Here is a 14,139-nt window from a genome sequence, read left to right as displayed (position 1 = left end):
CCCCTTCCCGTGATGGACCTTCAGCGTAATACCGTCCCGCGATTCCGCAAAGCCCGCAGATGCCATTGCGCCGGGGCTGCAGGCTGTGCATCTTGCCCCCGAACAGCACAGGAGCAGCGCATATGGTCCGGATCTTCGATGGACATAACGACTTTCTGCAACGCGTGGTGGCCGCCGGTGCGGGCGGCACCGATCTGTGGCTGAAGGGCGACGGCATGGGGCATCTGGACCTGCCCCGCATGCGGCAGGGCGGATTGGCGGGCGGCTTCTTCGCCATCTGGATCCCCGCGTCCGAGGGATACAGCGACCCCGACGCCCAGCAGAAGATGGAGAACCCGCCCTTCCACATGCCCCTGCCTGCCGAAATCCCCGCCGATGAGGCGCTGCCCCAGGCATTCGCCCAGGCCGCCGCCCTGATGGCGCTGGAACGCACGGGCACGCTTGGGATCGCCCGCAAGGCATCCGATCTGACCCGGCTGATGGATCAGGGCCGCATCGCCGCCATCATGCACATGGAGGGGATCGAGGCCATCCGGAACCCCGACGACCTGCATCTGTGGCATGCCGCCGGTCTGCGGTCACTGGGGCCGGTCTGGTCCCGTCCGACGCGCTTTGCCGAAGGCGTGCCCTTTGCCTTCCCCGCCTCGCCCGACATCGGCGGCGGGCTGACACAGGCGGGGCGCGAAATCGTGGCGGAATGCAACAACCTTGGCATCATGCTGGACCTGTCGCATCTGAACGAGGCGGGTTTCAACGACATCGCCGCCATGTCCGATGCACCCTTGGTCGCCAGCCACAGCGGTGTTCATGCCATCAGCGAAAGCTCTCGCAATCTGACCGACCGGCAGTTGCGCCAGATCGCGGACAGCAAGGGGCTGGTCGGGCTGAACTTCGCCTCCAGCTTCCTGCGGCCGGACGGAAAACGCCTGCCGCTTCAGGATCTGGACGTGATGCTGCGCCATCTGGACCATCTGCTGTCGATCCTGGGCGAGGATGGCGTGGCCTTCGGGTCGGATTTCGACGGCGCGCTGATGCCGCAGGACATCCCCGATGCCGCCGCCCTGCCGCGCCTGATCGACGCCATGCGCAACCACAGCTATGGCGAGGCGCTGATCGCCAAGATCGCCTGCGACAACTGGCTAGGCGTTCTGCAGCGGACTTGGAAGGACTGACCGCTGAAACGAAAACTGCCGGGCGCGATGCCCGGCAGTTTCATTATTCGGTGGTTTCGGCCGACTGATCGGGATCTGGCGCGATCTGCGCCATGGCGACCATCTGCGCCAGTTCGGGGTCCGAGCTGACATCGGCCAAAGCATAGCGTTCGGTCAGGCTGTCCGTCGACAGTTCGACCTTGCTGACGACCTGCGCCCCCGGAGCTGCGGGACCATAGGTCTGGCCGTTGACCGCGAAATAGACCGCGCCCGAATTGCCGGTGCGCAGACGGGGCGCCTCTTCCAGCTTGGGCAGGGTGAAGCGTTCGCCCGCATCCATGATCTTTTCCAGCAGCACCGTGCCATCGGCCGAGGTGACGCGCACCCAGGCAGGGCGGACGGCCATCAGCTGCACCTCGGGGGCGTCGGGCGCGACGGTGCGCACGGCGGTCTCGGCCGGGGCAGCCGCTTCGGCGTTGGCCACGCGCGGGCCAAGCTGGGCCTGATCGGCCGTGGGTGCCACGGGACCTGCGACCTCTGCCGCGGTCTGGGGCTGCGGGAACTGGGTGACCTTGCCCGCCGATGCGATAATCGAATCCACGCTCGGGCCGCCATCCAGCAGACCGGGATCGATGGCCGCGATCGGCCCGTCGCGCGCGGTCATCACCGGCGCTTCTAGGATCTGCGGACGATAGAGGCGATCCAGCGCCTCGGGCTGGGGAAGATTGCGGGCGATGTCCGCACCCTCGGCCCCGTCCAGCGAGGGATCGGCCAGACCGGCCCCCTGCGTCGGGTCCAGTTCGGTGACGATGCCCGGCATGTCGTCGCCGGGGGTCAGGGTGACGCGCTGGACTTCTTGCAGGACGGCATAGCCGCCATAGGCCAGACCGCCGATCAACGCCATCAGAACGAAGATCGCCCCGATCGCGCGCGGTTCGATATCCGACCAGAAGCTTTGTTCCTGCGGGATGAACAGCGCACGAGGGTTGGCCAGCGCCTCGGCAGGGTCCGAAGGCCGACGTGCGGGCTTGGGACCCGATGCCGAAGGCGCCATGCCATGCGTGGGCATGAAGCCCGATTCTTGGCAGAAGCGACGGAAGGTCCAATCCGGGTCCATGCCCAGATAACGCGCATAGGATCGGACATAGCCCGATACGAAGCTTGGCGTGTCGAAAGAGGAGATGTCGCAATTCTCGATGGCCGCGACATAGGATGCCCGGATCCGCAATTCGCGTTGCACATCAAGCAGCGATTTGCCCAATGTCGCCCGCTCACCGCGCATCAGGTCGCCCAGACGCGTGTCATCGTCGAGGAACTGGTTGTCGTCCTCCACTTGCGCGAACTCCTCTGCTGGGTGTGTTGCCCGCAGCCTGCTCATCCCGAATGCCTCATACGACGGTTATGCAAGCTCTCCGAATCGGAGAGTCATGCTGCTTCTTTACCCTCACGTTATCACGCGGGCGAGAGCAGTTCACGGGGGGATTTGTCTATGCGCTCAATTCCGCGCGATTCAGCGCGCAATGCGACCAGAGCGTATCCATCGCGCCTACCAGGTGATCGATCTGCTTGGGATCGTGCACCGGAGAGGGCGTGAAGCGCAGGCGTTCCGTGCCGCGCGGGACGGTCGGGAAGTTGATCGGCTGCACATAGATGCCGTAATCGCGCAGCATCATGTCCGACAGCGCCTTGCAGTGGACCGGATGGCCGACATGCACGGGCACGATGTGGCTGCCGTGATCGATGATCGGCATGCCAAGCGACTTCAGCCGCATCTTCAGGATGCGGGCGTGCAGCTGCTGGGCGTCGCGCAGCTTCTGCCCCTCGGCCGTCTTCAGGAAGGCGATGGAGGCTGCCGCCCCCGCCGCAACCGTGGGCGGCAGCGAAGTGGTGAAGATGAACCCCGGCGCATAGGAGCGGATCGCATCGCACATCTTGGCGCTGGCCGCGATATAGCCACCGAAGACACCGAAGGCCTTGCCAAGGGTTCCGTTGATGATGTCGATGCGCCCCGACAGCTTGTCACGCTCGGCCACGCCGCCACCACGGGGACCGTACATGCCCACCGCATGGACCTCGTCCAGATAGGTCAGCGCGCCGAATTCCTGCGCCAGGTCGCAGAGCGCCTCGATGGGGCCGAAATCGCCGTCCATGGAATAGATGGACTCGAAGGCGATCAGCTTGGGGGCTGCGGGATCGTCAGCCTCCAGCAGTTCGCGCAGATGGGCGACGTCGTTGTGACGGAAGATGCGCTTGGCACCGCCGTTGCGCTTGATCCCCTCGATCATCGAGGCATGGTTCAATTCGTCCGAATAGATGATCAGCCCCGGAAACAGCTTGGGCAGCGTCGAGAGCGTCGCATCATTGGCGATATAGGCGCTGGAGAAGACAAGGGCCGCTTCCTTGTCGTGCAGATCCGCCAGCTCGGATTCCAGCCGCTTGTGATAGACCGTGGTGCCGCTGATGTTGCGCGTCCCGCCCGAACCTGCGCCGGTGGCGTCAAGCGCCTCGTGCATGGCGGCCAGGACGACGGGGTGCTGCCCCATGCCCAGGTAGTCGTTGCCGCACCAGACGGTGATTTCCTGCTGCTGACCGTCCGGACGGTTCCAGACGGCTTGCGGAAACCGGCCTTTCGCGCGTTCGATATCGATGAAGGTCCGATAGCGGCCTTCGTCGTGCAGACGCGAGATCGCCTGGTCCAATGCGGCATCATATTTCATTGCGGGCGTTCCCTTGCATAGCTGGCTGGGTGCGATCATGGTCCGACCACGCGCGGCACGTCCTAAATAAGCGGCAAGTCGCGAAAATGACAGGTCAAAAACGTCATGCTGGGACAAAAGGTCCAGTCTGAAAATTGACAAATACGCTCGGAAAGGCGGGAAACATGGTGGAAAACGCATCGATGCAGGACATGCTGACGCAGCTGGATCAGGGTCTGGATGCCGCGCTGGACCGGCTGCAGGACTTCCTGCGCATCCCCTCGATCTCAACCGATCCGGCGCATAAGGGCGACGTGCGGCAGGCGGCGGAATGGCTGGTCGCGCAGCTGCGGAACCTTGGCTTCGAGGTGACGCTGCACGACACGCCGGGTCATCCGATGGTGGTGGCGAAATCGCCCGCGGGCGATGCGCGGCCGGTGCTGTTCTATGGCCATTACGACGTCCAGCCCGTCGATCCGCTGGAACTGTGGAACAGCCCGCCCTTCGAACCCGCCATCGAGGACACCCCCGAGGGTCGCGTCATCCGCGGTCGCGGTGCATCCGACGACAAGGGCCAGCTCATGACCTTCGTCGAAGCCTTCCGTGCGTGGAAGACCGTCCACGGCAGCCTGCCCACCGACCTGACCCTGCTGTTCGAGGGAGAGGAGGAATCCGGCTCGCCCTCACTTCGGCCCTTCCTGCATGAACATGCCGACGAATTGCGCGCCTCGGTGGCGATGATCTGCGACACCAGCCGCTATTCCGACGGCCGCCCGGCCATCACCACGCAGCTGCGCGGCCTTGTCGGGCAAGAGGTCGTCATCACCGGCGCCGACCGCGACCTGCATTCGGGCAGCTTCGGCGGGCTGGCCGCCAACCCCATCATGATCCTGTCGAAGGCGCTGGCCGCGCTGAAGGACGACATGGGGCGCGTCACCCTGCCCGGCTTTTATGACGGCGTGGCGGAGCTGACCCCGGAACTGGCCGCCGACTGGCAGGCGCTTGGTTTTGACGCCGCCGATTTTCTGAGCCGCGTCGGGCTGAAGGACCCCATCGGCGAAAAGGGCCGCACCGCGCTGGAGATGGTGTGGAACCAACCCACAGCCGAGATCAACGGCATTGCGGGCGGCTATGCGGGCGAAGGCTTCAAGACGGTGTTGCCCGCCCAGGCCCGCGCCAAGGTCAGCTTCCGCCTGACCGGCCAGCAGGACCCCGAGGCCATCCGCGACACCTTCCAGGCCCATGTCCGCAGCTTCGTCCCCGCCGATTGCCGGGTGGAATTCCACGACCACGGCGCCAGCCCCGCCAGCAGCATGGACATCAGCGACCCGGCCTTTGCCGCCGCCAAGCAGGCATTGAGCGACGAATGGGAACAGGAGGCCGCCTTCATCGGCGCCGGCGGATCTATCCCCATCGCGGGCGACTTCAAGCAGATCCTAGGCATGGATTCGATGCTGATCGGCTTTGCCCGCGATGACGACCGCATCCATTCCCCGAACGAGAAATACGACGTGGAAAGCTTCGCGAAAGGCGCGCGGTCCTGGGTGCGCATCCTGACCGCCCTGCGCTGACGAAAAGGGGCGGCACCCGGTGCCGCCCCTTCATCATGTCCGATCAGCCCTCGACGCTGCAATAGCTTTGGCTGCTGGTCCAATTCGCGATATCGGCCCGCTTCGAGGCGCTGCGCATCGGCGCCCAGTCCCGCGCCACGCCGCGCCAGCCGTTGCCATCATGGGCGACCGCATTGTCGCGTTCCACCTGATGCGTCATGATCTTGACCGCGCAGGCCATGTTGTCCGATCCATTGCGGATATTGCCCGTGCAACCATAGTTGCGCCAGGTCGCGGGCGCGATCTGCATCAGGCCCAGCCATTTGCCACCGCCGCCCGCCGCCTGCGGGTTGTAGGTGCTTTCATGCTTGGCGACCGCCGACAGCAGACCCGCCCAGAAGGCCTTGCGCCCAGTTTGGGTCAGCTGGCGATAGTTCGGGCAGAATTCGTTGATGTCATGCGGGACGCGCGACATGATCGTCGCCCCCTCGCGGTCCAGCGCGGCCAGCGTTGCGGTGGTCCATGCATCGGACCCACCCTTGGCGTCCCACCGCATCGGCGGCTCGGCGACCAGGGCCAGCTCTTCGGCCTCCGTCTTCACGGCCTCGGCCTTGTCGGCACCCGGCGTCGTGGAACAGGCGGCAAGAACGGCCAGGGCGGCCAGGGACAGCGCAGCGCGCATCGGAACCTCGTGGGTCAGTTTCGTCAGGCATTGGCTTAGAGGAAGCCGGAAATGCCGCAAGCGACGGCTTCGTGCGTCGGCGGGAACGTGCCACCCGTCACGCGATCGAATGACGGATTCCCGCCGATAGGCCACCAGATCACGTAAAATGACACGCGTATTTCGTTTGGTGCCGCCCGTGTCACGATTCGTCGGGCGAATGACAGATGGCAGCGCGGCAGGCCGTGACAATCCCATGGCCTTGCCCTAAAACCCGGCCCAAAGACAGATCCGCCGCACGATGAGGCCCAATCCGATGCTAGACCTGACCTATACCGCCCCGCAGCCCAAGGTGATCCAAGGCGCCAAAAGCGATTGGGAGCTTGTCATCGGGCTGGAGGTGCACGCCCAGGTCGCATCGAATGCCAAGCTGTTCTCGGGCGCCTCGACCGAATTCGGGGCGGAACCCAACAGCAACGTGGCCTTCGTGGATGCCGCCATGCCGGGCATGCTGCCGGTCATCAACGAATTCTGCGTGGCCCAAGCGGTCCGCACGGGACTGGGCCTGAAGGCCGATATCAACCTGCGCAGCGCCTTCGACCGCAAAAACTATTTCTATCCGGACCTTCCGCAGGGCTATCAGATCAGCCAGCTCTATCACCCCATCGTGGGCGAGGGCGAGATCATCGTCGACATGGGTCCGGGCGTCGCCCGCCGCGTGCGGATCGAGCGCATCCACCTGGAACAGGACGCGGGCAAGTCGATCCACGACATGGACCCCAACATGTCCTTCGTCGACCTGAACCGCACCGGCGTCGCCCTGATGGAGATCGTCAGCCGCCCCGACATCCGCGGCCCCGAGGAAGCCGCCGCCTATGTCGTCAAGCTGCGTCAGATCCTGCGCTATCTGGGCACCTGCGACGGCAACATGCAGAACGGCAACCTGCGCGCCGACGTGAACGTCAGCGTCTGCAAGCCCGGCGCCTATGAGCGCTTCCAGGAAACCGGCGATTTCAGCCATCTGGGCACGCGCTGCGAGATCAAGAACATGAACTCGATGCGCTTCATCCAGGCCGCCATCGAATACGAGGCACGCCGCCAGATCGCCATCATCGAGGATGGCGGCGCGGTCGTGCAGGAAACGCGCCTCTATGATGCAGACAAGGGCGAGACGCGGTCGATGCGGTCCAAGGAGGAAGCGCACGACTATCGCTATTTCCCCGATCCCGACCTGCTGCCGTTGGAAATTGAGCAGGCCTGGGTCGACGACATCGCCGCCGCCATGCCCGAGCTGCCCGATGAGAAGAAGGCCCGCTTCGTCAAGGACATGGGCCTGTCGGAATATGACGCGGGCGTGCTGACCGCCGAACTGGAAAACGCCAACTTCTTTGAGGCCGTGGCCGCGGGCCGTGACGGCAAGATGGCCGCGAACTGGGTCATCAACGAGTTGTTCGGCCGGTTGAACAAGGAAGGACTGACGGTCCAGACCTCGCCCATCTCGGCGGCGCAGCTGGGCGGCGTGGTCGATCTGATCGCCAAGGGCGACATTTCCGGCAAGATCGCCAAGGACCTGTTCGAGATCCTCTGGACCGAAGGCGGCGATCCCGCCCAGCTGGTTGAGGAACGCGGCATGAAGCAGGTCACCGACCTTGGCGCCATCGAGGCCGCCGTGGACGAGATCATCGCAGCCAACCCCGCACAGGTCGAAAAAGCCAAGGCCAATCCCAAGCTGGCGGGCTGGTTCGTCGGTCAGGTCCTGAAGGCCACGGGTGGCAAGGCCAACCCCGCCGCCGTCAACGAACTGGTCGCCAAAAAGCTGGCCCAGTGACATCATGACCCCGTCCGCATCGGGCGGGGTCTCTCCTTTTCAAATGGGCGCAGCCCTTTTTTCGTGAATGGCAGGATGCAGATGGGTGTTTCTGAACCGGGCTTTGAATATTCCGTGGTCGCGGCCCCCTCGCGTGGGGAAAAGGACAAGGACGCCAAGACCCCGACCGATCGCTATGCGCTGGCGCTGACCGCACAACTGAACAGCATGGCCGCCGAGGGTTGGGAATATCTGCGCGCCGACGTCCTGCCATCCGAGGAACGCAGCGGTTTGACCGGACGCACCACCGTCTATCACAACGTGCTGGTCTTCCGCCGCGCCACCGGCAAGGCCAAGGCGGCCCCCAAGCCTAAGCCCGAACCGGCAATCGACCCCAAGTTCTAGGGCATCAAGCCACCGCCCGAAGGCTGTCGGGACAGAAGCTGCTGATCTGGACGGTATCGCGTTCAAAGATGCAGAAGCTGCCCGGTGGGACCTCGGACCAATCGGCCTGATCGGTCTCCAGCGGCTCGGACACCACGGCCCATCCCTGCCGCGACGCCGACCAGCGATGATAGAGCGACGGGGCATGATCGTCGCTGCTGTAGCGCAGGGCGTAAAGCCGTTCACCATCCGACATCGCACAGGCGGCGCGGACATGCGGGGCGACGCCACGCTGCCGCGCCAGATCGCCCATCAGACCGATCGCGCCCTGCATCGCGGCCTTCGGATCGCGGTCAAGACCCAGCCCAAGCGCGATCAAAAACAGCGCCTCGCTGTCGGTCGCGCCCTTGCGTTCGCAATAGAGATCATCGGGGATCAGCGCATCGGCATGGCGGCGAAAGCCGTCATAGCCGCCGAACTGCCCGTTGTGCATGAAGCTCCAGCGGCCGACGGCGAAAGGATGGCAGTTGTTGCGGCTGGTCGCCGTCCCGGTCGAGGCCCGCACATGCGCCATGAACAGCCCAGACCGCACCTGCGCCACAAGGCTGCGCAGGTTCGGATCGGACCAGGCGGGCAGGACATCGCGGTAAAGCCCCGGCTCGGGGCGTTCGCCATACCATGCGATGCCGAAACCATCGGCATTGACGGGCGTGGGGCAGCGCATCGCGCCCTGCGCCTGCCGGATCAGCGAATGCGCCGGCAGGCTGACGATATCCTCAAGAAAGATCGACTGGCCCAGATAGGCCGCCCAACGACACATGCCCTGCCCCTTTGCGTCTTCTTTGTGACAGAGCTAGCACAAAGGTATGACGCGATCACCTTATTCCGCAGCGGGCGGCGTTTCCTCGACGATCACGAGGTCGCGTTCGCTTGCGCCTTTGGCATGTGCCAGCGCCGCTTGGTATTCACTGCTGTGATAACAGGCAACCGCGGCCTCGAGGCTGGGGAAGCGGGCGACAACGTTGCGCGCGCGGTCGTTGCCCTCCAGCTGGTGATAGCGACCGCCGCGGGCCAGGAAGACGCCGCCGTGCTGGGCAATGGCGGGACCGGCCTCCTTGGCATAGCGACCATAGGCCTCGGCGTCGGTGACGGTCACATGGGCAATCCAGAGCGCGGTCATGCGGTCTCTCCGATCAGGGTTTCGACTTGGGCGAAGGCCGCATCGGCGGCGTCAAGGCCGGGCGCACCGCCCTGAGCACGGTCGGGACGGCCACCGCCACCCTTGCCACCAAGGGCTGCGGTCGCCGTCTGCACGATGGTAACGGCGCTGAGGCGGTCGGTCAGATCGCCCGTGACGCCTGCGGCCACCGTCGCCTTGCCGTCAGCTTCCGCCAGAACCAGCACGACGCCGCTGCCCAGCTGGGACTTCATCTCGTCGACCAGGGCCCCAAGCTCCTTGCCGCCCACGCCCTCGACCTTGCGGCCGATGAACTTGATGCCGGCGATCTCTTTTGCTTCCGAGGCTCCGCCGCCGCCCATGGCCAGCTGGCGCTTCAATTGCGCAACCTCATTGGCCAGCGCCTTGCGTTCGTCGGCCAAGGCGCGGACGCGGTTCACCACCTCGGCGGATTGCGCCTTCAGGATGCCCGCGATCTCGGTCAGCTTGCGGTCGGCCTCACGCAGGTGGTCCATCGCCGCCTGCCCCGTCAGCGCCTCGATCCGCCGCACACCCGCGCTGGAGGCACTGTCGCCCAGCAGTGCAAAGGCCCCGATATCACCCGTGCGGGCGACATGCGTGCCGCCGCAAAGCTCCAGCGAATAGGTCGCGCCATCGGCGCCCTTGCCGCTGCCGTCCAAGCTGCCCATCGAGACAACGCGAACCTCGTCGCCGTATTTCTCACCAAACAGCGCCTGCGCGCCCAGGCCGCGTGCGTCGTCGGGCGTCATGATGCGCGTGACCACATCGCTGTTCTGGCGAATGAAATCGTTCACCTCGGCCTCGATCTTCGCCATCTCCTCGGGGGTGACGGCGTGATTGTGGCTGAAATCGAAGCGCAGGCGGTCAGGCGCATTCAGGCTGCCGCGCTGTGCGACATGGTCGCCAAGCGCACGGCGCAGCGCCTCGTGCAGCAGGTGCGTGGCCGAGTGGTTGGCGCGGATCGCGCCACGGCGGTCGTGATCGACCGTCAGGGTCGCGCCCTGACCGCGGCTGATGGTGCCCATGGTCACTTCGGCCATATGGATGAAGACCCCGGCGACGCGCTTGGTGTCGGTCACGCGGGCGGCACCCGTGTCGGTCTTGATCAGGCCGGTATCACCGACCTGGCCACCGCTTTCGCCATAGAAGGGCGTCTGGTTCACGACGATGCTGACCGTCGTGCCCTCGCCCGCCTCGGCGGTTTCAGTGCCATCGGCCACCAGTGCCAGAACCTGCCCTTCGGCGGTTTCGGTGTCATAGCCCAGGAATTCCGTAACGCCGTGCTTCTCGGCCATCTCGAACCAGACCGAGGCATCGGCAGCCTCGCCCGAGCCGGACCATGCCGCACGCGCCATGCGCTTCTGTTCCGCCATGGCGCTGTCGAAGCCCTCGGTTTCCACTGCACGGCCCTTTTCGCGCAGCGCGTCCTGCGTCAGGTCCAGCGGAAAGCCGAAAGTGTCATAGAGCTTGAAGGCCGCCTCGCCCGGAAGGTTCGCGCCTTCGGGCAGCTTGGCCAGCTCGTCGTCCAGCAGGCGCAGGCCGCGGTCCAGCGTCTGGCGGAAGCGGGTTTCCTCGGAACGCAGGGTCTCCTCGATCATCGGCTGCGCGCGGGTCAGTTCGGGATAGGCCGCGCCCATCTGGCGCACCAGTTCGGGCACCAGCCTGTGCATGACCGGATCCTGCGCGCCCAGCATATGGGCATGGCGCATCGCGCGGCGCATGATGCGGCGCAGGACATAGCCGCGCCCTTCGTTGCTGGGCATCACCCCGTCGGCCAACAGGAAGCTGGTCGAACGCAGGTGGTCGGCGATGACGCGGTGATGCACCTTGCCGGGACCGTCGGGATCGGCGCTGGTAACATTCGCGCTGGCCTCGATCAGGCTACGCATCAGGTCGGTGTCGTAATTGTCGTGCTTGCCCTGCAGAAGCGCGCCGATGCGTTCCAGACCCATGCCGGTGTCGATCGACTGCATGTCCAGCGCACGCATCGAGCCGTCCTCGAACTGTTCGTTCTGCATGAAGACGATGTTCCAGATCTCGATGAAGCGGTCGCCATCCTCATCCTTGCTGCCCGGAGGGCCGCCCCAGATCTTGTCGCCGTGGTCGAAGAAGATTTCCGAGCAGGGACCGCAGGGGCCGGTCGGGCCCATCTGCCAGAAGTTGTCGCTGGTCGGGATGCGGATGATGCGATCGTCGGTCAGGCCCGCGACCTTCTTCCACATGTCGGCGGCTTCGTCGTCGGTGTGATAGACGGTGACCAGCAGGCGGTCCTTGGGGATGCCGAATTCCTTCGTCAGCAGTTCCCAAGCATAAGGGATCGCCTCGGCCTTGAAGTAATCGCCGAAGCTGAAGTTGCCCAGCATCTCGAAGAAGGTGTGGTGGCGGGCCGTATAGCCCACATTGTCCAGATCGTTGTGCTTGCCGCCTGCACGAACGCATTTCTGCGCCGTCGTCGCACGGGAATAATCGCGCGTCTCAAGCCCGGTGAACAGGTTCTTGAACTGCACCATCCCCGAGTTTGCGAACATCAGCGTCGGGTCGTTGCGCGGCACGAGCGGGCTGCTGTCCACAACGCGGTGGCCGTTCTTTTCGAAATAGCCAAGGAAGGTGGATCGGATGTCGTTCAGACTGGGCATGGCGGGCCTTCATCGCAAATATGTTCTGGCTGCTTCCGGCCGTGCCGGACTTGCTGCTTGGTCTATCGCCAGCCCGTGCGGCTGTCCAGCAATCGCAAACGAAAGCGCGCGGAGGATACCCTCCGCGCGCCCGTCAGATCAGGTCATGACCGGGATCAATCCTCGGTCAGGGCCTCGTTGTCGCCGCCTTCATCGCTGCCGAATTCCAACCCGTGGCTCGCGCGGATCTTGTCCTCGATGGCGAAGGCCACCTCGGGGCGGTCGCGCAGGAACTGCTTGGCGTTCTCACGCCCCTGCCCGATGCGCTCGTCGCCATAGGAATACCAAGCACCCGATTTCTCGACGACGCCGGCCTTCACGCCAAGGTCGATCAATTCGCCAACCTTGCTGATGCCCTCGCCGTACATGATGTCGAATTCAACCTGGCGGAAGGGCGGCGCGACCTTGTTCTTGACGACCTTGACGCGGGTCGTGTTGCCCGTCACCTCGTCGCGGTCCTTGACCGCGCCGGTGCGGCGGATGTCCAAACGGACCGAGGCATAGAACTTCAGCGCGTTGCCGCCCGTCGTGGTTTCAGGGTTGCCGAACATGACGCCGATCTTCATGCGGATCTGGTTGATGAAGATCACCATGCAGTTCGAACGCCCGATGCTGGCGGTCAGCTTGCGCATCGCCTGGCTCATCAGGCGGGCCTGGCTGCCCATCTGCATGTCGCCCATGTCGCCTTCGATCTCGGATTTCGGTGTAAGCGCCGCGACCGAGTCGACCACGACCAGGCTGACGGCGCCCGAACGCACCAGCGTATCGACGATTTCCAGCGCCTGCTCGCCCGTGTCGGGTTGGCTGATCAGCAACTCGTCCAGGTTCACGCCCAGCTTCTTGGCGTATTGCGGGTCCAGCGCGTGTTCGGCGTCGACGAAGGCGCAGACGCCGCCCTTCTTCTGTTCCTCGGCCACCACATGCAGCGTCAGCGTGGTCTTGCCCGAGCTTTCGGGCCCGAAGATCTCGATGATGCGGCCCTTGGGCAGACCGCCGATGCCAAGCGCGATGTCCAGGCCAAGCGAGCCGGTCGAGGTGGCCTCGATCTCGGCCACGGGACTGTCCTTGCCCAGCTTCATGATCGAACCCTTGCCGAACTGGCGTTCGATCTGGGACAGGGCGCTTTCCAGCGCCTTCTGCTTGTCTGCTGTGCGTTTGTCGGTCATGTCGAAAATGCTCGCCTGTGCCATGTCATTCCCATCGTTATTTCACAGCCCACCGGACTGGGCAATCACCTCAACGGAACGAATGTTCACGTCCTGTTCGCACATACATGCGCCATCGCCCCCCGGTTTTCAAGCATGGCGTGGTTAATAATTGATTCGCCTTTTTGACCTTGACCCGCCGCTGGTTAACAAAGCGTTTACACCGTGGCGCACGACAGCTATCCACGGCCCGATTGCAGCAGACCAATGATCGGAGCGACTGCGAATGCTGATATTTTGGGAACAGAGACTGGTCTTTCTTGCGACCCCCAAGACCGCCTCGAGCGCGATCGAGATGTCGCTGGAATCGCTGGCCTCGGCAGCCTTGCAGCGTCCCGCGCAGCTGAAGCACACCGATATAGGCACCTATCACCGCCACCTCGGGCCTTGGCTGAAGGCGCAGACCGGTGAGCGGTTCACCACCGTCGCCCTGATGCGCGAACCCGTCGACTGGCTGCGCAGCTGGTATCGCTTCAAGCTGCGCGACGACCACGAGGATCCCCAGCACGCGATGGACGGCGTCAGCTTTGCCGATTTCGCCAACGACTACGCGCTGGAAGGCGGCCCCGAGGCCTTGGGCATCGGAACGCAGGGCGCCTTCCTGACCGAGGGTCTGCGCAGGGTCGATTGCATCTTCCAATATGAACGCATCCAGGATTTCGTCGATTTCCTGGAAACCCGCCTCGATTGCGCGATCGAGCTGCCGCGCATCAACGTCCCGCCCAGTGTCGATGTCCATCTGGACACCGCCGCCGAACGGAAGTTGCGGCAGGCCATGGCCTTCGATCTGGATCTCTACGACACGCTATAGC

General features: G+C 64.5%; 12 protein-coding genes. 5 read left to right on the top strand and 7 right to left on the bottom strand.

Translation table 11 applies throughout. The annotated features are described in order from the left end of the window. Nucleotides 1-122: 122 nt before the first annotated feature. Nucleotides 123-1,172: a dipeptidase gene (locus DDE75_RS06290; protein WP_108501525.1), complete on the top strand. Its 1,050-nt coding sequence runs from the start codon at nucleotides 123-125 to the stop codon at nucleotides 1,170-1,172. 43 nt (nucleotides 1,173-1,215) lie between these two features. Here DDE75_RS06290 and DDE75_RS06285 read toward each other — a convergent pair whose 3' ends face one another. Together DDE75_RS06285 and hemA are read right to left on the bottom strand one after the other, a co-directional pair. Further along, nucleotides 1,216-2,529 carry a helix-turn-helix domain-containing protein gene (locus tag DDE75_RS06285; protein ID WP_108501524.1) on the bottom strand — a complete coding sequence of 438 codons (1,314 nt, stop codon included), beginning with the start codon at nucleotides 2,527-2,529 and terminating at the stop codon, nucleotides 1,216-1,218. A 109-nt stretch (nucleotides 2,530-2,638) separates the two neighbouring features. Then, nucleotides 2,639-3,868, bottom strand: coding sequence for a 5-aminolevulinate synthase (hemA, locus tag DDE75_RS06280; protein WP_108501523.1), 1,230 nt, complete (start codon nucleotides 3,866-3,868; stop codon nucleotides 2,639-2,641). 164 nt (nucleotides 3,869-4,032) lie between these two features. Between hemA and DDE75_RS06275 the strand changes: the two genes are divergently transcribed. Continuing rightward, nucleotides 4,033-5,418: a dipeptidase gene (locus DDE75_RS06275; protein ID WP_108501522.1), complete on the top strand. Its 1,386-nt coding sequence runs from the start codon at nucleotides 4,033-4,035 to the stop codon at nucleotides 5,416-5,418. Between the two features lie 43 nt (nucleotides 5,419-5,461). On the opposite strand, the gene DDE75_RS06270 is transcribed toward DDE75_RS06275, so the two are convergent. Next, entirely contained in the window at nucleotides 5,462-6,079 is a 618-nt protein-coding gene (locus DDE75_RS06270) for a lytic transglycosylase domain-containing protein (protein WP_108501521.1), read from the bottom strand. Between the two features lie 295 nt (nucleotides 6,080-6,374). Between DDE75_RS06270 and gatB the strand changes: the two genes are divergently transcribed. Together gatB and DDE75_RS06260 are read left to right on the top strand one after the other, a co-directional pair. Then, nucleotides 6,375-7,886, top strand: a complete 1,512-nt coding sequence (gene gatB, locus DDE75_RS06265) for an Asp-tRNA(Asn)/Glu-tRNA(Gln) amidotransferase subunit GatB (protein WP_108501743.1) — start codon at nucleotides 6,375-6,377, stop codon at nucleotides 7,884-7,886. A gap of 81 nt (nucleotides 7,887-7,967) precedes the next feature. Beyond that, entirely contained in the window at nucleotides 7,968-8,270 is a 303-nt protein-coding gene (locus tag DDE75_RS06260) for a hypothetical protein (protein ID WP_162798924.1), read from the top strand. A 4-nt stretch (nucleotides 8,271-8,274) separates the two neighbouring features. Here the strand turns inward: DDE75_RS06260 and DDE75_RS06255 are convergent, their stop codons facing one another. The 4 genes from DDE75_RS06255 to recA all read right to left on the bottom strand — a co-directional run bounded on the left by DDE75_RS06255 (nucleotide 8,275) and on the right by recA (nucleotide 13,312). Then, nucleotides 8,275-9,069 (bottom strand): class II glutamine amidotransferase, encoded by a 795-nt coding sequence (locus DDE75_RS06255; RefSeq protein ID WP_108501519.1) that lies wholly within the window; start codon nucleotides 9,067-9,069, stop codon nucleotides 8,275-8,277. Between the two features lie 60 nt (nucleotides 9,070-9,129). Next, the gene (locus tag DDE75_RS06250) at nucleotides 9,130-9,429 is read right to left on the bottom strand and encodes a DUF1330 domain-containing protein (RefSeq protein ID WP_108501518.1); all 300 of its coding nucleotides are present in this window, start codon (nucleotides 9,427-9,429) and stop codon (nucleotides 9,130-9,132) included. Further along, entirely contained in the window at nucleotides 9,426-12,083 is a 2,658-nt protein-coding gene (gene alaS / locus DDE75_RS06245; protein ID WP_108501517.1) for an alanine--tRNA ligase, read from the bottom strand. Before alaS ends, DDE75_RS06250 begins: the two co-directional genes overlap by 4 nt. A 155-nt stretch (nucleotides 12,084-12,238) precedes the next feature. Next, on the bottom strand, nucleotides 12,239-13,312 hold the full coding sequence (gene recA / locus DDE75_RS06240) for a recombinase RecA (protein WP_108501516.1): 1,074 nt from the start codon (nucleotides 13,310-13,312) through the stop codon (nucleotides 12,239-12,241). Between the two features lie 241 nt (nucleotides 13,313-13,553). Here recA and DDE75_RS06235 point away from each other — a divergent pair, with 241 nt between their 5' ends. After that, a complete protein-coding gene (locus DDE75_RS06235; RefSeq protein WP_108501515.1) occupies nucleotides 13,554-14,138 on the top strand; it encodes a sulfotransferase family 2 domain-containing protein in 585 nt (194 codons plus the stop codon). The last annotated feature ends 1 nt before the right edge of the window (nucleotide 14,139 follow it).

This window comes from Paracoccus indicus (genome assembly GCF_003056335.1).
GTDB classification, from domain to species: domain Bacteria; phylum Pseudomonadota; class Alphaproteobacteria; order Rhodobacterales; family Rhodobacteraceae; genus Paracoccus; species Paracoccus indicus.
The sequence above is the reverse complement of the archived record's forward strand: the minus strand, read 5'-3'. Positions and strand labels throughout refer to the sequence as shown.

What these genes read in the sequence shown, in the direction of transcription:
- alaS (WP_108501517.1), bottom strand. Translation starts at nt 12,083, where the DNA reads ATGCCCAGTCTGAACGACATCCGATCCACCTTCCTTGGCTATTTCGAA.
- DDE75_RS06250 (WP_108501518.1), bottom strand. Translation starts at nt 9,429, where the DNA reads ATGACCGCGCTCTGGATTGCCCATGTGACCGTCACCGACGCCGAGGCC.
- DDE75_RS06285 (WP_108501524.1), bottom strand. Translation starts at nt 2,529, where the DNA reads ATGAGCAGGCTGCGGGCAACACACCCAGCAGAGGAGTTCGCGCAAGTG.
- gatB (WP_108501743.1), top strand. Translation starts at nt 6,375, where the DNA reads ATGCTAGACCTGACCTATACCGCCCCGCAGCCCAAGGTGATCCAAGGC.
- recA (WP_108501516.1), bottom strand. Translation starts at nt 13,312, where the DNA reads ATGGCACAGGCGAGCATTTTCGACATGACCGACAAACGCACAGCAGAC.
- DDE75_RS06260 (WP_162798924.1), top strand. Translation starts at nt 7,968, where the DNA reads ATGGGTGTTTCTGAACCGGGCTTTGAATATTCCGTGGTCGCGGCCCCC.
- DDE75_RS06275 (WP_108501522.1), top strand. Translation starts at nt 4,033, where the DNA reads ATGGTGGAAAACGCATCGATGCAGGACATGCTGACGCAGCTGGATCAG.
- hemA (WP_108501523.1), bottom strand. Translation starts at nt 3,868, where the DNA reads ATGAAATATGATGCCGCATTGGACCAGGCGATCTCGCGTCTGCACGAC.
- DDE75_RS06235 (WP_108501515.1), top strand. Translation starts at nt 13,554, where the DNA reads ATGCTGATATTTTGGGAACAGAGACTGGTCTTTCTTGCGACCCCCAAG.
- DDE75_RS06255 (WP_108501519.1), bottom strand. Translation starts at nt 9,069, where the DNA reads ATGTGTCGTTGGGCGGCCTATCTGGGCCAGTCGATCTTTCTTGAGGAT.
- DDE75_RS06270 (WP_108501521.1), bottom strand. Translation starts at nt 6,079, where the DNA reads ATGCGCGCTGCGCTGTCCCTGGCCGCCCTGGCCGTTCTTGCCGCCTGT.
- DDE75_RS06290 (WP_108501525.1), top strand. Translation starts at nt 123, where the DNA reads ATGGTCCGGATCTTCGATGGACATAACGACTTTCTGCAACGCGTGGTG.